Raw genomic sequence first — 15,856 nt, 5'->3', positions numbered from 1 at the left:
GAAATGGCAAAACGTTACAACCTCTTGGAATGTTCCTTCGTTGACGCTCAGGAATGGTTCAAGGAGACCGACACCGTTCTCGTACCAGTCGGGAGCTGTGAAAAGCACGGTGCCCATGTGCCCCTGGGAACGGACAGCATTACTACCATTTCCGTTACCGAGCGGGCCGCTAAACTGGCTAATGTTCCCCACACACCGCTGCTACCCTTTGGCTACTCTCCCCATCACATGGGCGAAGTCGGTGAAGGTTGCGGTACCATTACCCTGGCTGCCGAAACCTTCCGCCGTGTCCTCCATGATATTGCCCGGAGCCTGATTTTCCATGGCGCCAATAAAATAGTCTTTGTTTCGCACCACGGGTCCAACACCAAACCTATTGATGAACTCCTGCGCAAACTCCGCTACCAGACCGGGGCCTTTGTGGCCTGGTACAAGACGCCTACCGAGAGGGAATGCGAAGTAGTTAAAGGTATCATTGAAGGGCCGCCTGAGGAGACCCCCGGCTGGCACGCCGGTGAAATGGAGACGGCCCAGGTAATGGCTTACGATGAGAGCCTGGTGGATATGAGCCGGGCGGTTAATGACCGTGCCCACGCGCCGCGGTGGATGGGCCCCGAATTCTCCAAGATCGACGGCACTGCTACCGTTAAATTCCGGGGTTCCGAAAACATCATTGTCCCCATGGAACACCATGAGTACTCCGATCACGCCACTATTGGTAATCCCTTCCGGGGAACCGCCGAAAAAGGCTTGAAGCTCTTTGACAAAGAAGCCGAGCACCTGGCCGCCTTCATTGAAGAGGTCAAGAAGTTCCCCTTCAAAGTAGAAAACCGCGATTTCCCCGAGAGGGCATAACGCGCTAATCCCCTTGACTCAAGGTACAAGCCCGGCTTTAAAGCCTGGCTTGTACCCACGAGCAAGGCTGGGAGGAAGGTAAAATGATCGATTTAGATGCAGTTACCAGGTTACGCCAGGAAATGGTAGAGGTCAGCCGGCAAATCTTTACCCGCGGCCTTACCTCGGCTACTAGTGGCAACACCAGCGCCCGCGTCCCGGGACACCCGGAACAAATCCTCATTAAAGCCACTGGCAAGTCCTTTGGCGATGTGGAACCGGAAGATTTTATCCTGGTGGACCTGGAAGGTAATATCCTGGCAGGCCAGGGCAAGCCTTCCAAGGAAATTCGTTTCCACCTGGGTATTTTAAAGGCCCGCCCGGAAGTCCAGGCCGTCGTCCACGGCCATTCGGCCTATGCTACGGCTTATGTGACGGCCAGGGGGGAATTGCCGGTTGTAACGGCTGCCGCTGAGGCCGGCCTCAACAAAATAGGGATTGTTGACTATGCCCCGCCGGGATCGGTGGAACTCGCCGAAATGGTAATTAAAGCCTTTGCAGACCTTACCCTCAAAGCCGCCGTCCTTAAGCGCCACGGTTTTGTCACGGTGGGGGAAAATATCCACCGGGCCTTTTACCTGGCGGACGTTTTAGAAGATAATGCCAAAGTGGCTTTCCTGTTATCCCAGCTAGGTTAATTTTTTTTCCAAGGGCTAGCCAGAATTGATCCACACTTCCGGCGAGTGGGGAAAATGGCGTAAATTAAGGGGAGGTTAAGGTATGAGGGCTTCCATTTATGAATTTATGAAGGTCGGCATCGTCCATTTTAAAGCCTTTCCAGAGGTAGTAAACGGCACCGGGCCGGTAGTAGAAACCCTGCGTCGCATTGCCGAAGACGACTTCTTTACCGCCGTGGAAGTGGGCTGGATCAAGGACATCAAACAGCGTACCGAGGCGGCGCAAATTTTACGCATTGCCCACCTGGAGGTGTGCTATGCCTGCCAGCCGGCCATCTTTTCCCAGAAATTAAATCTCAACTCCTTCGATCCCGGGGAAAGAAAGCGGGCCATCAAGCAGGTTTTCAACTGCCTTAAAGAAGCTTCCGACCTGGGCGCTGTTGCTGTGCGCATCCCGGCCGGCAAAGACCCCGGCCCGGAGCGGCGGGAAGAGGCCAAGAAACTGCTGGTAGATTCCCTGGCCCAGATCTGCGAGTATGCCAGGGAGATGGGCGACCCGGCCATTACCTTAAAAATCTTTGACCGGGATATTGACAAAGAATCCTTGATTGGCCATTTCAGGGATGCTTTTGATATTGCCAGGGAACTGCGGCCCAGTTATCCTAAATTCGGGCTCCTGGCCGACCTCTCCCATTTCCCCTTGCTCCGGGAAAAGCCCGAGGAAGCCCTGCCCCTGGTAAAGGATTATTTAATGGCTTTTCATATCGGTAACTGCGTCATGAAGGACCGGCGCCATCCTTTGTACGGCGACCTGCAGCCCCGTTTCGGGGTGGAAGACGGGGAGATCGACACCGGCGAGGTCAGCGCCTATTTCCGCCTGCTGGCCGGCATGGGCCTTATTGGCCCGGAAAAGCGACCGGTCCTGAGTGCGGAAGTGCGCCCCCTGCTGCCCGGCGAGACTTCGGAATTAATTCTGGCCAATGCCAAAAGAGTCATCAAAGAAGCCTGGGCCCTGGCTTAAAATAACCAGGAGGAACTACCACGGTGGTAAACAGCCGCTATCTACGCAATTAGCGCCTATGAGAAGCTGGGCTGGCATTTGTTTGCAGCGAGCGCAAACATAGCCAGCCCATGAGAGGTATTTTCGGAGGCGAAACTAGCATGCCATCCAGGACCATTGCTATTATCGCTACTGTCGACACTAAAGAAGCTGAAACTCGTTTTTTGCAGGACTTCATCGCCGCCCGGGGCTGGCAGGCGCCGGTCCTGGATGTAAGCACCTACCTTCCCCATGGGTTTAAGGCCACCTACCCGCGGGAAGAAATCTGCCGCCGGGGCGGGGTAGAATTTAAGGATTTGCCGGCTTTGCGCCGCGATGCCATGATGCAGACCATGGGGGTGGGAGCGGCCCGGGTGTTAACCGACCTCTACGTCCGGGGCGAGCTGGCCGGCGTCCTGGGCATTGGCGGCAACCAGGGTACGGCCATAGCGGCCATCGCCATGCGGGCTTTGCCCATCGGGCTGCCCAAAGTAATTGTCTCCACGGTGGCTTCCGGTAACATTCGCCCCTATATTGAGTACAAGGATATCATCATGATGTTCTCGGTAGCCGACCTTTTGGGAGGCCCCAATACCGTCAGCCGGACCATCCTCAGCAATGCTGCCGGGGCGGTCATGGGCATGGCGGCCCACGGCGAGCCCCTGCAGGCCGGCGACCGGCCGGTAATTGCCACCACCGCCTTTGGCAATACCAACGCGGCAGTTACCGCCGCCCGGGAGCTGCTGGTAGAGCAGGGTTACGAGGTGATTGCCTTCCACGCTTCCGGGGCCTGCGGTTCGGCCATGGAAGAATTAATCGAGGCCGGCCTGATCCAGGGGGTCCTCGATCTCACTACCCATGAATTAATCGGCGAGGTTTTTGCTGAGGCCGGCGACATTTATACCCCCATGCGGCCGCGCCTGGAGGCGGCGGGCCGGAGGGGTATTCCCCAGGTGATTTCCCTGGGGGGACTGGATTATTTCTGCTTCGGACCGGCGGAGAGCATACCGCCGGCCTACCGGGGCCGCCCGACCCATTACCACAACCCCTACAATACCAACGTCCGGGCGACGAAAGAAGAGTTAAGCCGGGTGGGCGAGGTGCTAGCCGCCAGGTTAAATGCCGCCCGCGGGCCGGTAGCCGTTATGGTACCGCTTAAAGGCTGGTCGGAAAACGGCCGCGCCGGTGGCCCCCTCCACGACCCGGAGGCCGATGCCGCGCTGGTGGCGGCCCTGGAGGCCAATCTGGCCCCCCGGGTAAAGTTAATGAAATTGGACGCCAATATCAACGACCCGGTCTTTGCTACCAGCGCGGCTGCCGTTATGCACCAGTTGATGGAAGTATGGCTGGCGGGCCAGGAAAGTTCTGCCGCCAGCGAACCCTAAAAATTTGCCTGGGCGTTAGGATGGGGATATGTCCTGGAGCCTATGAGGCGTGGAGCGCCGTTAACAGGACAGGCGAGGTGAGGTTACCGCTGCCGGAGCCGAGGACGCCTGAGCGTGCCTTTGTGAGGGAACGACGTAATCTCATAGAAGGAGTAAAGTTGGCGGAACCAGGAGCCTGTTCATGGGCAATCCGCAGGCGAGGAGCAGCGGTCCGAACCGAGCCGTCGTCCTGTCGGCGTGTAACTCCTGAGCGGCGGAGGGACATATCCCCAACCAGCAGATACAATTTCCGGCATAATCGTTCGGAGGAGGTTATTCATTAAAATGGAATATCAAATTCCCGAGAAAATGAAAGCCCTGGTTCTTTTTGGTCCCAATGACGTGCGCCTGGTGGAGAAGCCGGTCCCCCAACCCGGCCCGGGAGAAGTGCTGGTCCGGGTAGCCGCCTGCGGCATTTGTGGTACCGATGTGAAAATCATAACCAAGGGTATGCCCAAGATGCCGCCCTACGGGGAATTTACCTTCGGCCACGAATGGGCCGGTACGGTAGTGGCCCTGGGGGAAACGGTGGACGAGTTCCAGGTAGGCGACCGGGTGGCCATTGAGGCCCACAAGGGTTGCGGCCGCTGCGAGAACTGCATTGACGGCAAGTATACCGCCTGTTTAAACTACGGCCGCCTGGATAAAGGCCACCGCGCCGCCGGCATGACGGTAGACGGCGGTTTTGCCGAGTATGCCGTCCAGCATGTGAACTCGGTTTATAAAATTCCTGACAATATTTCCTTTAACGAGGCCACCTATGTGACCACCGCCGGCTGCGCCCTCTACGCCATCGATAAGAGCGGCGGCTATATTGCCGGCGATACGGTCCTGGTGATCGGCCCTGGTCCCATAGGTTTATCCGTTGTCCAGGGAGCCCGTGCTTTAGGTGCTGAAAAAATCATCCTCATGGGTACCAGGGAAGACCGCCTGGCCAAGGGCCGCCAGCTGGGGGCAACCCATACCATCAATATCCGCGAGGTTGCCGATCCCGTGGCCGAAGTCATGGCCATCACCGGTGGTAAAGGTGCCGAAAGGGTTTTTGAGTGCGGCGGCAACTCCCAGGCCTTTGAATATGGCATCAAGTCAACTAAAAAAGGCGGCGTCATGGTCCTGGTTTCCTTCTACAAAGAACCGGTTACTGCCAACCTGGATTATGTAGTCATGAACCAGATCAGCCTTTTGACGGTACGCGGTGAAGGCAACCAGAACTGCAAGCGAGCCCTGTCCCTGATGGCCCAGGGTAAAATTGATGCCAAACCCATCATGACCCATGCCTTCCCGTTAGAGGAGTTCCCCAAGGGCCTGGATTACTTCGTCAACCGCAAAGACGGGGCCATGAAGGTAGTCATCAATCCCTGAAAACGGCATCAGGTTGTAAGGGGTTCCTCTTCTAAGTGCGGGGAAATGCCGGCGGAAATACCGCTGCATTAATAAAAATCAATTCAAGGAGGGTTAACATGAAAAACTGGAGGTTAAAGGGTGTAGCTCTAGGCCTAGCTGCTCTGCTACTGGTGCTTACCCTGTCCCTGGCTGGCTGCGGCGGCAGCGAGCAGGCGAAGGAAGGGACCAAAGGTAGCAGCCAGGGTGAAAACAAGGCGGCTATAGATTATCCTACCAAACCGGTAGAGATGACGGTCCTTTTTGGTGCCGGCAGCGGCGCGGACCTGCTGGCCCGCAAGGTAGCAGAAATCGCAGGTAAGGAATTAGGCCAGCCCATTTCCGTCGTTAACCGTACCGGCGCCGGTGGCGCCACAGGTTACACCTACGTCAAAGGCCAGAAGGCAGATGGTTACAATATTGTCTGGAACTCCAATTCCATCAATACCGCCTATCACGCCGGCAATATGAATTTTGACTATAAGGCCTTCAGCGGGGTAGCCGAACTGACTACCGAACCGGTAAGCATTGCCGTCAAGGCCGACGCGCCCTGGAAGGACATCAATGAGTTCATTGATTATGCCAAAAAGAACCCGGGCAAAGTGAGAATTGGTAATTCAGGTAAGGGCAGCTTTACCCACCTGGCGGCTGTTGCTCTGGAAAATAAAACGGGAGTCAAATTTACCCATGTACCTTTTGGCCAGGGTCTGGCCGTATCCAGCCTTTTAGGCGGCCAGATTGAGGCCAGCTCCCAGCTACCGGCAGAAATCATGTCCCAGGTTAAAGCCGGGCAGGTCAGGATTCTGGCTGTTACCGGCGAAGAAAGGCTGAAGGTCCTGCCGGACGTGCCTACTTTTAAGGAAAAGGGAATAGATTTAACCCTGTCCCTGTGGCGTGGCATTGCTGTCCCGGCGGGTACACCAGAAGCAGTCATCAGCAAACTGGAAGCAGCCATGAAGAAAGTAACGGAGAACGAGGAATTCAAGAAATTTGCCGCTGAAATGGGCGCGAATATCGAATTCCGGAGCGCCAAAGACTTTGACAAGTTTATCGCCCAGCAGGATCAAGAGCTAGCCAGTTTGATGGAACAGATTGGTATGAAGAAGCAGTAGCCAGGCGTTAACTTATTTTCAGGGGGCACTGCACCAAAAAGTGCCCCCTGAGAATATGCAAAGTAGCAGGGAGGAGCCACTTCTGACGGTTGGTTACAGTTAAGTGCTGGACGACTTCCGGCCTCTCACTTTCAATTTTCGGAGGAAGGCTATGGGAAAGGATAGAGTTAGCAGCCTGGTACTGGCAGGCATAAGTTTGTTGTTCTTAATATATTCCCGGCAATATGACCTGGGCACCCTCGCTTCACCTGGCGAGGCAGTCTTCCCCATGCTTGTTGCTATAGCTGTCCTATTGCTGGCAGGGTGGTTATTTTTAAGCAGTGGTCGTGGTAATAAGCCGGAAGGGGAGAAAAACGAAGCAGTTAACCCCGGAAACGGGCGCAGGGTTTTAATTTTAACCCTGGTGATTGCCCTTGCCCTTTTGGCTATGGAGTTTGTCGGCTTTTTCACTACCAGTTTTGTCCTGGCCCTGTTATGCTGTAGGATCCTGGGGGTCAAAGAATGGTTCCGGGCTGTAGGGATAGCCGCGGGAGCTGCCCTGGGGGCATATCTAATTTTTGGTTTGTGGCTGAAAGTCTCTTTTCCGGTGGGCCTTTTACTCTAGGAGGTTTTGCTGATGCCTTTACTTGAAGGCTTACAGGTAGCCTTAACACCCTTTAATCTTTTTGCCTGTTTTATCGGCGTCATTATAGGTACCCTGACAGGAGTTTTACCTGGTCTGGGGCCGGCTGCCGCCATGGCCATGTTATTGCCGCTGACAGTTAAAATGGGGTCGACGGCAGGGCTGATTATGCTGGCTGGCATTTACTATGGCGCCATGTATGGCGGCTCAACTACCTCTATCTTAGTAAATGTGCCGGGCGAACCAGCCAGCGTCGTCACTTGCCTGGAAGGGTATAAAATGGCCCGCAAAGGGCGGGCCGGCGCGGCCCTGGCTGTCAGTGCCATTGGCTCCTTTATCGCCGGAACTTTAGGCATAATCCTAATCCAGCTTTTTGCGCCGCCCCTGGCCAGGGTAGCATTAAAATTCGGGCCGGCGGAATTTTTTGCCATGACTATAGTAGGTATTATCCTCCTGTCTAACCTTTCGGGAAAAGGCGGCCTCAAGGCCTTTCTAATGATTGCCCTGGGTTTGCTCCTTTCTACAGTGGGCCTGGACCCCCTGGGAGGTATTAACCGTTTTACCTTTAACTATGCCGGTGCGGGGACGGGGTTGAGCTTTATCGCCATTGCTGCCGGCCTCTTCGGGGTAGGGGAGATCCTCTGGCTGGCCAGTCAGGCCGATGAACAGCTGGAAGTAATGAAAGTAGGCCTGCGCGACCTTTACCCGACAAAGGAGGAGATCAAGCGGGCTTTACCGCCCATGTTCCGGGGCGGCTTCCTGGGCTTTTTAATCGGCCTGGTTCCCGGTCCGGCTGCAACTATTGCTTCCTTTGCTTCCTATAGCTTAGAGAAGAGTATATCTAAACATAAGGAGGAGTTTGGCCACGGCGCCATTGAAGGGGTGGCCGGACCGGAAGCGGCTAATAACGCCGCCAGCGCCGGGGCCATGGTGCCGCTGCTCTCCCTGGGGATACCCTTTTCGCCTGCCGTTGCCGTCCTTTTAAGCGGTATGCTTCTGATGGGAGTCACACCCGGTCCCCTTTTCTTGCGCGAGCACCCGGATGCTTTCTGGGGAGTAATCGGCAGCATGTACATCGGCAATGTCATGCTTTTGATTTTAAACCTGCCTCTGGTAGGCATCTGGGCGAGCATTACCCGCATACCTCAGAAATACCTGATGCCGGTGGTCTTGCTCTTTTGTATTGTCGGCGCTTACGCTGACAATAACAATATTTTTGATGTCTGGGTAATGCTGGGCGCCGGCGTGGCAGGCTATTTGATGCGCAAATTCGAATATGATCCGGCCCCCCTGTTAATTGGCCTGGTTATGGGACCAATAATGGAACGTTCTTTGCGCCAGGCCCTAATTATGGGGCGGGGCGATGTGGGTAGCTTGTTTGCTTCACCGATTTCTTTCTCCCTGTATGTAATTGCCATTGCCTTTTTAGCCTTTAGCATAGTAAAGGGCGCCAGGGGCACCAAGAAGATGGCCGGCACTGTCGAATGTCGTTAAAAGATGCAAGTAAATAATTGGAACACGCAAAATAGGACCTCCCTGAAAAGGGAGGTCATTTTTGCGCCAAAAAATCATTATAAAAGCAGGAATCAGCTATTCTATATCGAATAAAAAAGCATATAGTATAACACATTTATTTTTATTACGGGGCAAGGGGGTTGTGCAACCTTGAGTGAAAAGATTACTTTAAGTGTCATCAAGGCTGATATTGGTGGCTATGTTGGTCATTCCAGCGTCCACCCGCGTCTCCTGGAAACGGCTGAGCGCTGCCTGGCCGCCAGCAAGCTGTTGATAGATTACCGGGTGGCCCATGTGGGTGATGATATCAACCTCATCATGACCCATAAATATGGCGTTGATTGCCCGGAAATTCACCATCTGGCCTGGAACATTTTTCTCCAATGTACCGAGGTGGCCCGGGAGCTGAAACTTTACGGTGCCGGCCAGGATCTCCTTTCCGACGCCTTCTCCGGCAACGTCAAGGGCATGGGTCCCGGGGTTGCCGAAATGGAATTTGAGGAACGCAAGAGCGAACCGGTGATTGTCTTCGCTGCCGATAAGACCGAGCCCGGGGCCTGGAACTTCCCCCTCTACAAGATGTTTGCCGATCCCTTTAATACCATTGGCCTGGTTATCGATCCCAAAATGCACCAGGGTTTCCGCTTTGAGGTTTACGACCTGATCAAAAATGAGCGGGTGGAGTTTTCTTTACCCGAGGAACTCTACGATCTGCTGGTCTTCATTGGTGCTCCGGGGCGCTACTGCATCAAGGCCGTTTATTCTAAAACCACAGGCGAAATCGCCGCCGTGTCCAGTACCCAGCGCCTGAACCTCATGGCCGGGCGTTATGTGGGTAAGGACGACCCGGTGTGCATTGTCCGCTGCCAGAGCGGCCTGCCGGCTGTAGGGGAGGCCCTGGAACCCTTTGCCAATCCCCACCTGGTGGCCGGCTGGATGCGCGGTTCCCATATCGGCCCCCTGATGCCCGTGGGCCTTAACCAATCGGCGCCGACACGCTTTGACGGGCCGCCGCGGGTGGTAGCCATGGGCTTCCAGCTGGCTCAGGGACGCCTGGTGGGTCCCCAGGATCTCTTTGCCGATGTGGCCTTTGATAAGGCCCGGGAGATCGCCAATGAGATCGCTAATTATTTGCGTTCCTTAGGCCCCTTCGAACCCCACCGCCTGCCCCTGGAGGATATGGAATATACCACCATGCCCGAGGTGATGGCTAAACTGAAGAACCGCTTTGTTAAAGTGGGCAGGGAAGCGGCGAAAGAAAGGTTTGCTGCTGAACTGGGGGCGAAGTAAAACACCTTCAATAAATGCCGGAGTCACCGGGTGGTGGCTCCCTTTTATTTCCGGGGTAACCCGGCATGGCTAAAGCCCATAGAAATATAAAGAAAGATTCTGCTTGCATTCCAGCGCCTTTTGTGGTGTAATAATTTCTGTTGCAGCGCGTGATAGGGGGCGTTTGCCATGCTGGAGCAGACCAGGACTCCGGTTTTTACGGCCATCAAGCAGTATATTGAAGAAGGAGTTATTCCCTTTCACGTTCCCGGTCACAAGCAGGGCCGGGCCCTGGCGGAATTTAAAGAGTATGTCGGCGAGCGGGTCCTGGCCATGGACCTGACCTGTGTGCCCGGACTGGATAATATCTGCAATCCGCGGGATGTTATCCGGGAGGCCGAGGCTCTGACAGCGGCTGTCTACGGCGCGGATTATGCCTTTTTCCTGGTAAACGGTACTACCTCCGGTATCCAGGCCATGATCCTGGCCGTTTGCCAGCCGGGAGACAAGATTATTATTCCCCGCAATGCCCACCGGTCAGCCCTGGGCGGCCTTATTTTAAGCGGTGCTCACCCTGTTTATATCGAACCGGAGATTAACGAGGATTACGGCATTTCCATGGGAGTAACGCCGGAGAAGGTAGAAAGGGCGTTAAAGGAACACCCCGACGCCAGGGCGGTTTTTGTCATCAGCCCCAATTACTACGGGACAGTACCGCCCTTGAAGGAAATAGTAGCCGTAGCTCACGCCTTTGACGTACCCGTGCTGGTGGATGAGGCCCATGGTGCCCATTTGCCATTCCACCCGGCGCTGCCCCCGTCGGCCATGGCAGCGGGGGCGGATCTCGCGGCCGTGAGCGCCCATAAATTAGCCGGGTCTATGACCCAGAGCTCTTTTCTCCTTTTGCAGGGGGAGAGGTTGGACCCCAAGCATATAAAGGCCGTCCTCAACCTTACCCAGACCACCAGCCCTTCGTATATTTTACTGGCCTCCCTGGATGTGGCCCGCAAGCAGATGGCCCTCCGGGGACGGGAGCTTTTAGAGCGCACCTTGGAAATAACCTGGTGGATTCGCCGGGAACTTTCCCGGATTGAAGGTCTGAACATCATGGGCGATGAAGTAACCTCCCTGCCCGGTTGTACCGCCCTGGACCCGACCAAAATCACCGTCAACGTCCAGGGCCTGGGCCTTTCCGGCTATGAGATGGAAGCCATCCTGCGCCGGGAATACAAGATCCAGGTGGAGCTTTCCGACCTCTACAACGTCCTGCTGCTCGTTTCCATTGGTGATGACCGGGAAACGGCCGGCCGCCTGGTTGCTGCCTTCCAGGATATTGCCAGGAAACGCTCTTTAAAAAACGTGATACGTTTTTGTCCCCCTTTGCCGGCCATTCCGCGGATGGCGGTGCTGCCCCGGGCAGCCTTCTACAGCCAGACGCGCAGCATAGCACTGGAGTACGCCGAAGGGGAAATCAGCGCCGAAGCCATTACGGCCTACCCCCCGGGTATTCCCCTGGTCTGCCCGGGAGAGGTCATCACCCGGGAGATTATAGATTATGTTAACCTGCTTAAAAAGGAACATGCCGACCTCCAGGGACCGGAAGACCCGGAACTGAAATTCATCCGCATCCTGAAGGATACGGTGAGCCTCATGGAACACGAGAAGGCCAGCCGGGCCGGGCTAGCTTGAACGTTGACACCACCCGGCAGGTTTTTTATACTAAAGCTGGTGGTAGAAAGCAGAAGGAAACTCTCTGTTGCTAAAAGCCAGTGATAGGTAACTGAAACAAAAGCTGGGGGTGATCGATAATGATTTACGGGTTAGTAATCCTCGGCGGGGCGGTGCTGGCCCTGGGCTATTACCTCTACCGCCAGCAAAAAGACCCGGGTTATAACATTTTCCCCCATAACCAGCAGTCCCGATAAAAAAACAACCACCCTGGCAAAGGGTGGTTAATTTTTTCCGGGGCAGGCTGCCGGCCCCTACAAGAGAAGGATTTTATGTTACCGGTGTCGAAATAACGGCGCGGCGGGAAAAGGGGAGTGCCGGTATTGCGCAAGCTATCGGTAGATAGTTTAAAACCGGGGATGGTGATGGCCCGGGCTATTTACAGTGCCGAAGGGCAGGTATTACTCAATAAAGGGGTAGTTTTAAAGCCCAGCTACATAATTCGCTTAAAAGAACTGGGCGTGCCGGCGGTATATATTCGCGATGAACTCCTGGGGGACCTGGAAGTAGAAGATATAGTCAGTGAGCAGACCCGCCTGGCAGCCGTCAGGGCCGTGAAGGAACTTTTCGGCAATTACCAGGGCTGGGAAAAGAGCCATGTGCCCCTGCTGGTAGATTCGGCCCGCATCCAGCGGATAGTTAGCAAATTGCTCGAGGACCTTTTAGACCGCCAGGAACTCATGCTGAATCTTACCGATATCCGCGCCCTGGATGATTATACCTTTGCCCATTCCGTTAATGTCTGTATTTTAGCCCTGGTTACCGGTTTAACCCTGCGTTACAGCCGCGAGGCCCTGCTGCACCTGGGCGTAGGAGCCCTGCTCCATGATATCGGTAAGACCTGTGTACCCCTGCATATCCTGAATAAACCCGGGAAGCTGACCATGGAGGAATATGAACTGGTCTGTCGCCATGCCCGGTGCGGTTTTGACATTCTCCGGATGCAAAAAGGTGTCAGCCTGATTTCAGCCCGGGTGGCTCTGGAACACCATGAGCGCTATAACGGCAGCGGCTATCCCCAGGGGTTAAAGGGGCAGGAAATCCATGAATTTGCCCGGATTACCGGTATAGTGGATGTTTATGATGCCCTGACGGCCGACCGGGTCTACCGCCGCGCCTACCCGCCCCATGAGGCCTACGAAATGCTGGCCGGGTCGGGCAATTTTACCCATGATTTCGAGATAGTTAAAGCTTTCCTGGCCAATGTAGCTGCCTACCCGGTGGGGACCCTGGTGCAGCTCAACAGCGGCGATATCGGTGTAGTTACGGGCACGGCCCGGGGACATTCGCACCGGCCCCGGGTACGCCTCCTTTACCGGCCTTCCGGAGAACCTTACGGCGAACAACTGACCCTTGACCTGGCGGTAGAAATGGACTATTATGTCAGCCATCTCCTGCCGGCGGAGGCTTTACCCTTAACCTGTGATCTCAAGGTTGCTGAGGGTGACAACGAGGGTTACCGGGTGTTATAATCATTAGGGGAAGGAGATGAAGCCATGCCGACCTATGATTTTAAATGTAAAACATGCGGGCACCTGTTTAGCCAGTTTGTAGCCATTAAGGATAAAGATAAAGTCCGTTGCCCGGAGTGCGGCGGCGAGGTAAGCCAGCGGTTTACCGGTTTTTTATATGTCCGCAAAGGTGAGCCGGGCACGGCTACTTCCGGCAGCAGCTGCAGCGGCGGCAGCTGCAGCAGCTGCAGCGGTTGTCATTAAAAAAGCCCCGGTCAGGGGCGACCACTACACCCGGGAAATGGCCCGGGTTATTATTTTTGGTTTACTTTTTCTTTAAGGCCATCAGATAGATGTCCTGGTTGCCGGCGGCATTGATTAGCTTTTCGGTTTCCTGCAGGCGTTTGATTTGCTCTTCGGTTAACCGGGCAATCTCTAATTCGTTTAACCTGGTCATAAAAGGTAAGGCCCCTTTCTTGATTTTTAACTTAGTATGCAACAAAGAATATTATTTATACCGAAGGGCAGTTATGTTCAAGTTATCACAAGTTTGGGGTGAAATAAAAATTTTTTCATCATTCAGCAGGAAAATCTAGTCCCTCGTTGAATATATATAGTACCTGGTCTAACCAGCAGGACAGTGACGCCATGAGGATAAATGTGAGTTGGCGTTTCCCTCCTGGCGGCATGAATTTAAGCAGGGGGGTGAGAATGTTTTAATGTTAATCATTGAGAAATGGCTTTATTTTTCTTCTCCACTATTGCTGAGGGAAAATTGAGAGGAGGGTTATTATTGCAGTACTTCCAGAATTATAACCCGCTAAACAACGTCTTTTTATCTACCGTTGTGGCCGCCCTGCCCATTGTCGTCCTGCTGTACCTGCTGGCCATTCACCCCCATAAGGACAAGTATGGCCGGACCGAGCGGGGTATTTTTGCACCTTACGCAGCTATCAGCGCGGCTATTGTCGGCATCCTGGTGGCAGTACTGGTAATGAAGATGCCGGTGCCGTCAGCCCTGAGTGCTTTTGTCATGGGCGCCATGTATGGCCTGCTGCCCATTGGCTGGATCGTTTTTTCGGCAATTTTCCTTTATACCATGACCCTGGTAACGGGAAAATTTGAAATCGTCAAGAATAGCGTGGCCAGCATTTCCCCGGACCGGCGCCTGCAGGCTTTGCTGGTGGCCTTCAGCTTCGGCGCCTTCATGGAAGGTGCGGCCGGTTTCGGCACCCCGGTGGCTGTGGCCGGCGCTCTGATGGTGGGGTTGGGATTCCGGCCGTTGACCGCGGCCGTGATTTGCCTGATCGCCAACACGGCGCCGGTGGCGTGGGGGGCCATCGGCACCCCTATTCTTACTTTGAGCAATGTCAGCGGTATCCCCGCCGAGTTAATTACCAGGATGGCCGGGCGCCAGTTACCCTTTTTCTCGATCATCGTCCCCTTCTGGCTGGTAGCCACGCTGGTCTTTATGGATAAAGGCAAGTGGAAGGATGTCTGGGAGGTCTGGCCGGCCACCCTGGTCTGCGGCGCTTCCTTTGCTTTGACCCAGTATGCCATGTCCCAGGCCGGCAACGTCATGCTGGTGGATATTGCCAGCGGCATTGTCAGCATGGTGGTAACAGCCCTCTTCCTCAAAGTATGGCAGCCCAAGCATATTATTGCTACTGAAGATGCTCTTTCCGGCGGTGAAGCGGCGGCAACCAGTACCGTGGCCGTAAAGAAGCAACAGCTACCCAGGTATACAACCGGGGAGTTAATCCAGGCCTGGTTGCCCTGGGTACTGCTGGCGGCAGCAGTTTTCCTCTGGGGCATGGGCGATTGGAAAGCATTTCTTAATAAAATTTCCGCCCCCAAGATCAATATGCCCTATCTCCACGGTCTTGTTTTCCGCACGCCGCCTGTGGCCCACGGCAATAAGCCAGAACTGGAAGCGGCGATTTACACTTTTAACTGGCTGTCGGCCGCCGGTACCGGCATAATGGTGGCGGCGTTGATTTCCGGCTTCTTCGTGCTGCGGCTGACGCCGGCCCAGTGGTCGGAAACCATCCGGCGCACAGCGGCCCGCATGAAGGTGCCCATTACCGTTATCGCGACCGTCGTGGGCCTGGGTTATACCACCCGCTATGCGGGTACGGATGCTATCCTGGGCCTGGCCTTTACCAGGACGGGTGCAGCCTATCCCTTTTTTGCCTCCATGCTCGGCTGGCTGGGCGTGTTCCTGACCGGCAGCGATACTTCCTCCAATGCCATGTTCGGCAGCCTGCAGCGCATTACCGCCGAGCAGCTGGGCCTGAACCCGGTCCTCATAGTGACGGCCAACAGTACCGGCGGTGTTATGGGTAAGATGATTGACGCCCAGAGCATCGTGGTTTCCACGGTAGCCTGTTATGAAGACCAGGAAGAAGGGATGGCGGCAGTGGGGCCCATTTTCCGCAACGTGGTCTGGCACAGCCTGGCCCTGGCCATCCTTTTAAGTGCCCTGATCTGGCTGCAGGCTTACGTCTTTACAGGTATGCAGGTGCCCTTTACACCATAGTAATTTAGATAAATCTTTGTGGTAACCAGATGGAGTCAGAGCAGTAGGCAGGGGCCTTTTATACCCTGTTAACCCTTATCAGTTTAGAGGGCGGGCTACTCCCCAAGGGGAGTAGCCTTTCTTGCTGCCAGGACCACCTGCGCGCAAAGCGTTTTCTACCAGGACCGAAGGTTAAAAAGTAGTATGGAAAAATCCTTGACACTTAAATTACGGTTATTTATACTGAAACATAAACATATTTCGCGGCTCCAGTCGCGCCGGCCGGA

General features: G+C 54.9%; 14 protein-coding genes and 1 pseudogene. 14 read left to right on the top strand and 1 reads right to left on the bottom strand.

Annotation, left to right across the window (positions count from 1 at the left end):
- Nucleotides 1-3 precede the first annotated feature (3 nt).
- From MGLY_RS04160 to MGLY_RS18135, 13 genes and pseudogenes are all read left to right on the top strand, one after another.
- A complete protein-coding gene (locus MGLY_RS04160) occupies nt 4-855 on the top strand; it encodes a creatininase family protein (RefSeq protein ID WP_156272011.1) in 852 nt (283 codons plus the stop codon).
- A gap of 83 nt (nt 856-938) precedes the next feature.
- Nucleotides 939-1,532 (top strand): class II aldolase/adducin family protein, encoded by a 594-nt coding sequence (locus MGLY_RS04155; protein ID WP_156272009.1) that lies wholly within the window; start codon nt 939-941, stop codon nt 1,530-1,532.
- A gap of 82 nt (nt 1,533-1,614) precedes the next feature.
- Nucleotides 1,615-2,532, top strand: a complete 918-nt coding sequence (locus MGLY_RS04150; RefSeq protein WP_156272007.1) for a sugar phosphate isomerase/epimerase family protein — start codon at nt 1,615-1,617, stop codon at nt 2,530-2,532.
- A gap of 140 nt (nt 2,533-2,672) precedes the next feature.
- A complete protein-coding gene (locus tag MGLY_RS04145; protein ID WP_156272005.1) occupies nt 2,673-3,935 on the top strand; it encodes a Tm-1-like ATP-binding domain-containing protein in 1,263 nt (420 codons plus the stop codon).
- Nucleotides 3,936-4,259: 324 nt separating this feature from the next.
- Complete coding sequence (locus MGLY_RS04140) at nt 4,260-5,336, top strand: zinc-dependent alcohol dehydrogenase (RefSeq protein ID WP_156272003.1); 1,077 nt, start codon at nt 4,260-4,262, stop codon at nt 5,334-5,336.
- 98 nt (nt 5,337-5,434) lie between these two features.
- Nucleotides 5,435-6,466 (top strand): tripartite tricarboxylate transporter substrate binding protein, encoded by a 1,032-nt coding sequence (locus MGLY_RS04135; protein ID WP_156272001.1) that lies wholly within the window; start codon nt 5,435-5,437, stop codon nt 6,464-6,466.
- Nucleotides 6,467-6,617: 151 nt separating this feature from the next.
- On the top strand, nt 6,618-7,070 hold the full coding sequence (locus MGLY_RS04130; protein WP_156271999.1) for a tripartite tricarboxylate transporter TctB family protein: 453 nt from the start codon (nt 6,618-6,620) through the stop codon (nt 7,068-7,070).
- A gap of 12 nt (nt 7,071-7,082) precedes the next feature.
- Nucleotides 7,083-8,582 carry a tripartite tricarboxylate transporter permease gene (locus tag MGLY_RS04125; RefSeq protein WP_156271997.1) on the top strand — a complete coding sequence of 500 codons (1,500 nt, stop codon included), beginning with the start codon at nt 7,083-7,085 and terminating at the stop codon, nt 8,580-8,582.
- A gap of 171 nt (nt 8,583-8,753) precedes the next feature.
- Nucleotides 8,754-9,893, top strand: a complete 1,140-nt coding sequence (gene fbp, locus MGLY_RS04120; RefSeq protein WP_156271995.1) for a fructose-1,6-bisphosphate aldolase/phosphatase — start codon at nt 8,754-8,756, stop codon at nt 9,891-9,893.
- Nucleotides 9,894-10,061: 168 nt separating this feature from the next.
- Nucleotides 10,062-11,561, top strand: a complete 1,500-nt coding sequence (locus MGLY_RS04115) for an aminotransferase class I/II-fold pyridoxal phosphate-dependent enzyme (RefSeq protein WP_156271993.1) — start codon at nt 10,062-10,064, stop codon at nt 11,559-11,561.
- A 362-nt stretch (nt 11,562-11,923) separates the two neighbouring features.
- Entirely contained in the window at nt 11,924-13,072 is a 1,149-nt protein-coding gene (locus MGLY_RS04110; RefSeq protein WP_156271991.1) for an HD-GYP domain-containing protein, read from the top strand.
- A gap of 24 nt (nt 13,073-13,096) precedes the next feature.
- Nucleotides 13,097-13,198 (top strand): annotated as a pseudogene (locus MGLY_RS18140) (FmdB family zinc ribbon protein); the annotation flags it as partial.
- Nucleotides 13,199-13,229: 31 nt separating this feature from the next.
- Entirely contained in the window at nt 13,230-13,391 is a 162-nt protein-coding gene (locus tag MGLY_RS18135) for a hypothetical protein (RefSeq protein ID WP_246187522.1), read from the top strand.
- On the opposite strand, the gene MGLY_RS18420 is transcribed toward MGLY_RS18135, so the two are convergent.
- Nucleotides 13,377-13,508: a hypothetical protein gene (locus MGLY_RS18420; RefSeq protein ID WP_277997891.1), complete on the bottom strand. Its 132-nt coding sequence runs from the start codon at nt 13,506-13,508 to the stop codon at nt 13,377-13,379. The genes MGLY_RS18135 and MGLY_RS18420 overlap by 15 nt on opposite strands.
- Nucleotides 13,509-13,787: 279 nt before the next feature.
- Between MGLY_RS18420 and MGLY_RS04100 the strand changes: the two genes are divergently transcribed.
- On the top strand, nt 13,788-15,590 hold the full coding sequence (locus MGLY_RS04100; RefSeq protein WP_156271987.1) for an L-lactate permease: 1,803 nt from the start codon (nt 13,788-13,790) through the stop codon (nt 15,588-15,590).
- Nucleotides 15,591-15,856: the final 266 nt, after the last annotated feature.

Origin of the sequence: Moorella glycerini (genome assembly GCF_009735625.1) — a bacterium.
Classification (GTDB): domain Bacteria; phylum Bacillota; class DSM-521; order Neomoorellales; family Neomoorellaceae; genus Neomoorella; species Neomoorella glycerini.
Note: the sequence above shows the minus strand (reverse complement) of the source record. Positions and strands in the feature narration are given on the sequence as shown.

Excerpts from the sequence above, each read along its gene's own strand:
- MGLY_RS04145 (WP_156272005.1), top strand. The coding sequence starts at position 2,673 with ATGCCATCCAGGACCATTGCTATTATCGCTACTGTCGACACTAAAGAA.
- MGLY_RS04160 (WP_156272011.1), top strand. The coding sequence starts at position 4 with ATGGCAAAACGTTACAACCTCTTGGAATGTTCCTTCGTTGACGCTCAG.
- MGLY_RS04130 (WP_156271999.1), top strand. The coding sequence starts at position 6,618 with ATGGGAAAGGATAGAGTTAGCAGCCTGGTACTGGCAGGCATAAGTTTG.
- MGLY_RS04150 (WP_156272007.1), top strand. The coding sequence starts at position 1,615 with ATGAGGGCTTCCATTTATGAATTTATGAAGGTCGGCATCGTCCATTTT.
- MGLY_RS04100 (WP_156271987.1), top strand. The coding sequence starts at position 13,788 with ATGGCTTTATTTTTCTTCTCCACTATTGCTGAGGGAAAATTGAGAGGA.
- MGLY_RS04115 (WP_156271993.1), top strand. The coding sequence starts at position 10,062 with ATGCTGGAGCAGACCAGGACTCCGGTTTTTACGGCCATCAAGCAGTAT.
- MGLY_RS04125 (WP_156271997.1), top strand. The coding sequence starts at position 7,083 with ATGCCTTTACTTGAAGGCTTACAGGTAGCCTTAACACCCTTTAATCTT.
- MGLY_RS04140 (WP_156272003.1), top strand. The coding sequence starts at position 4,260 with ATGGAATATCAAATTCCCGAGAAAATGAAAGCCCTGGTTCTTTTTGGT.
- MGLY_RS04155 (WP_156272009.1), top strand. The coding sequence starts at position 939 with ATGATCGATTTAGATGCAGTTACCAGGTTACGCCAGGAAATGGTAGAG.
- MGLY_RS04135 (WP_156272001.1), top strand. The coding sequence starts at position 5,435 with ATGAAAAACTGGAGGTTAAAGGGTGTAGCTCTAGGCCTAGCTGCTCTG.
- MGLY_RS18135 (WP_246187522.1), top strand. The coding sequence starts at position 13,230 with ATGTCCGCAAAGGTGAGCCGGGCACGGCTACTTCCGGCAGCAGCTGCA.
- MGLY_RS18420 (WP_277997891.1), bottom strand. The coding sequence starts at position 13,508 with ATGACCAGGTTAAACGAATTAGAGATTGCCCGGTTAACCGAAGAGCAA.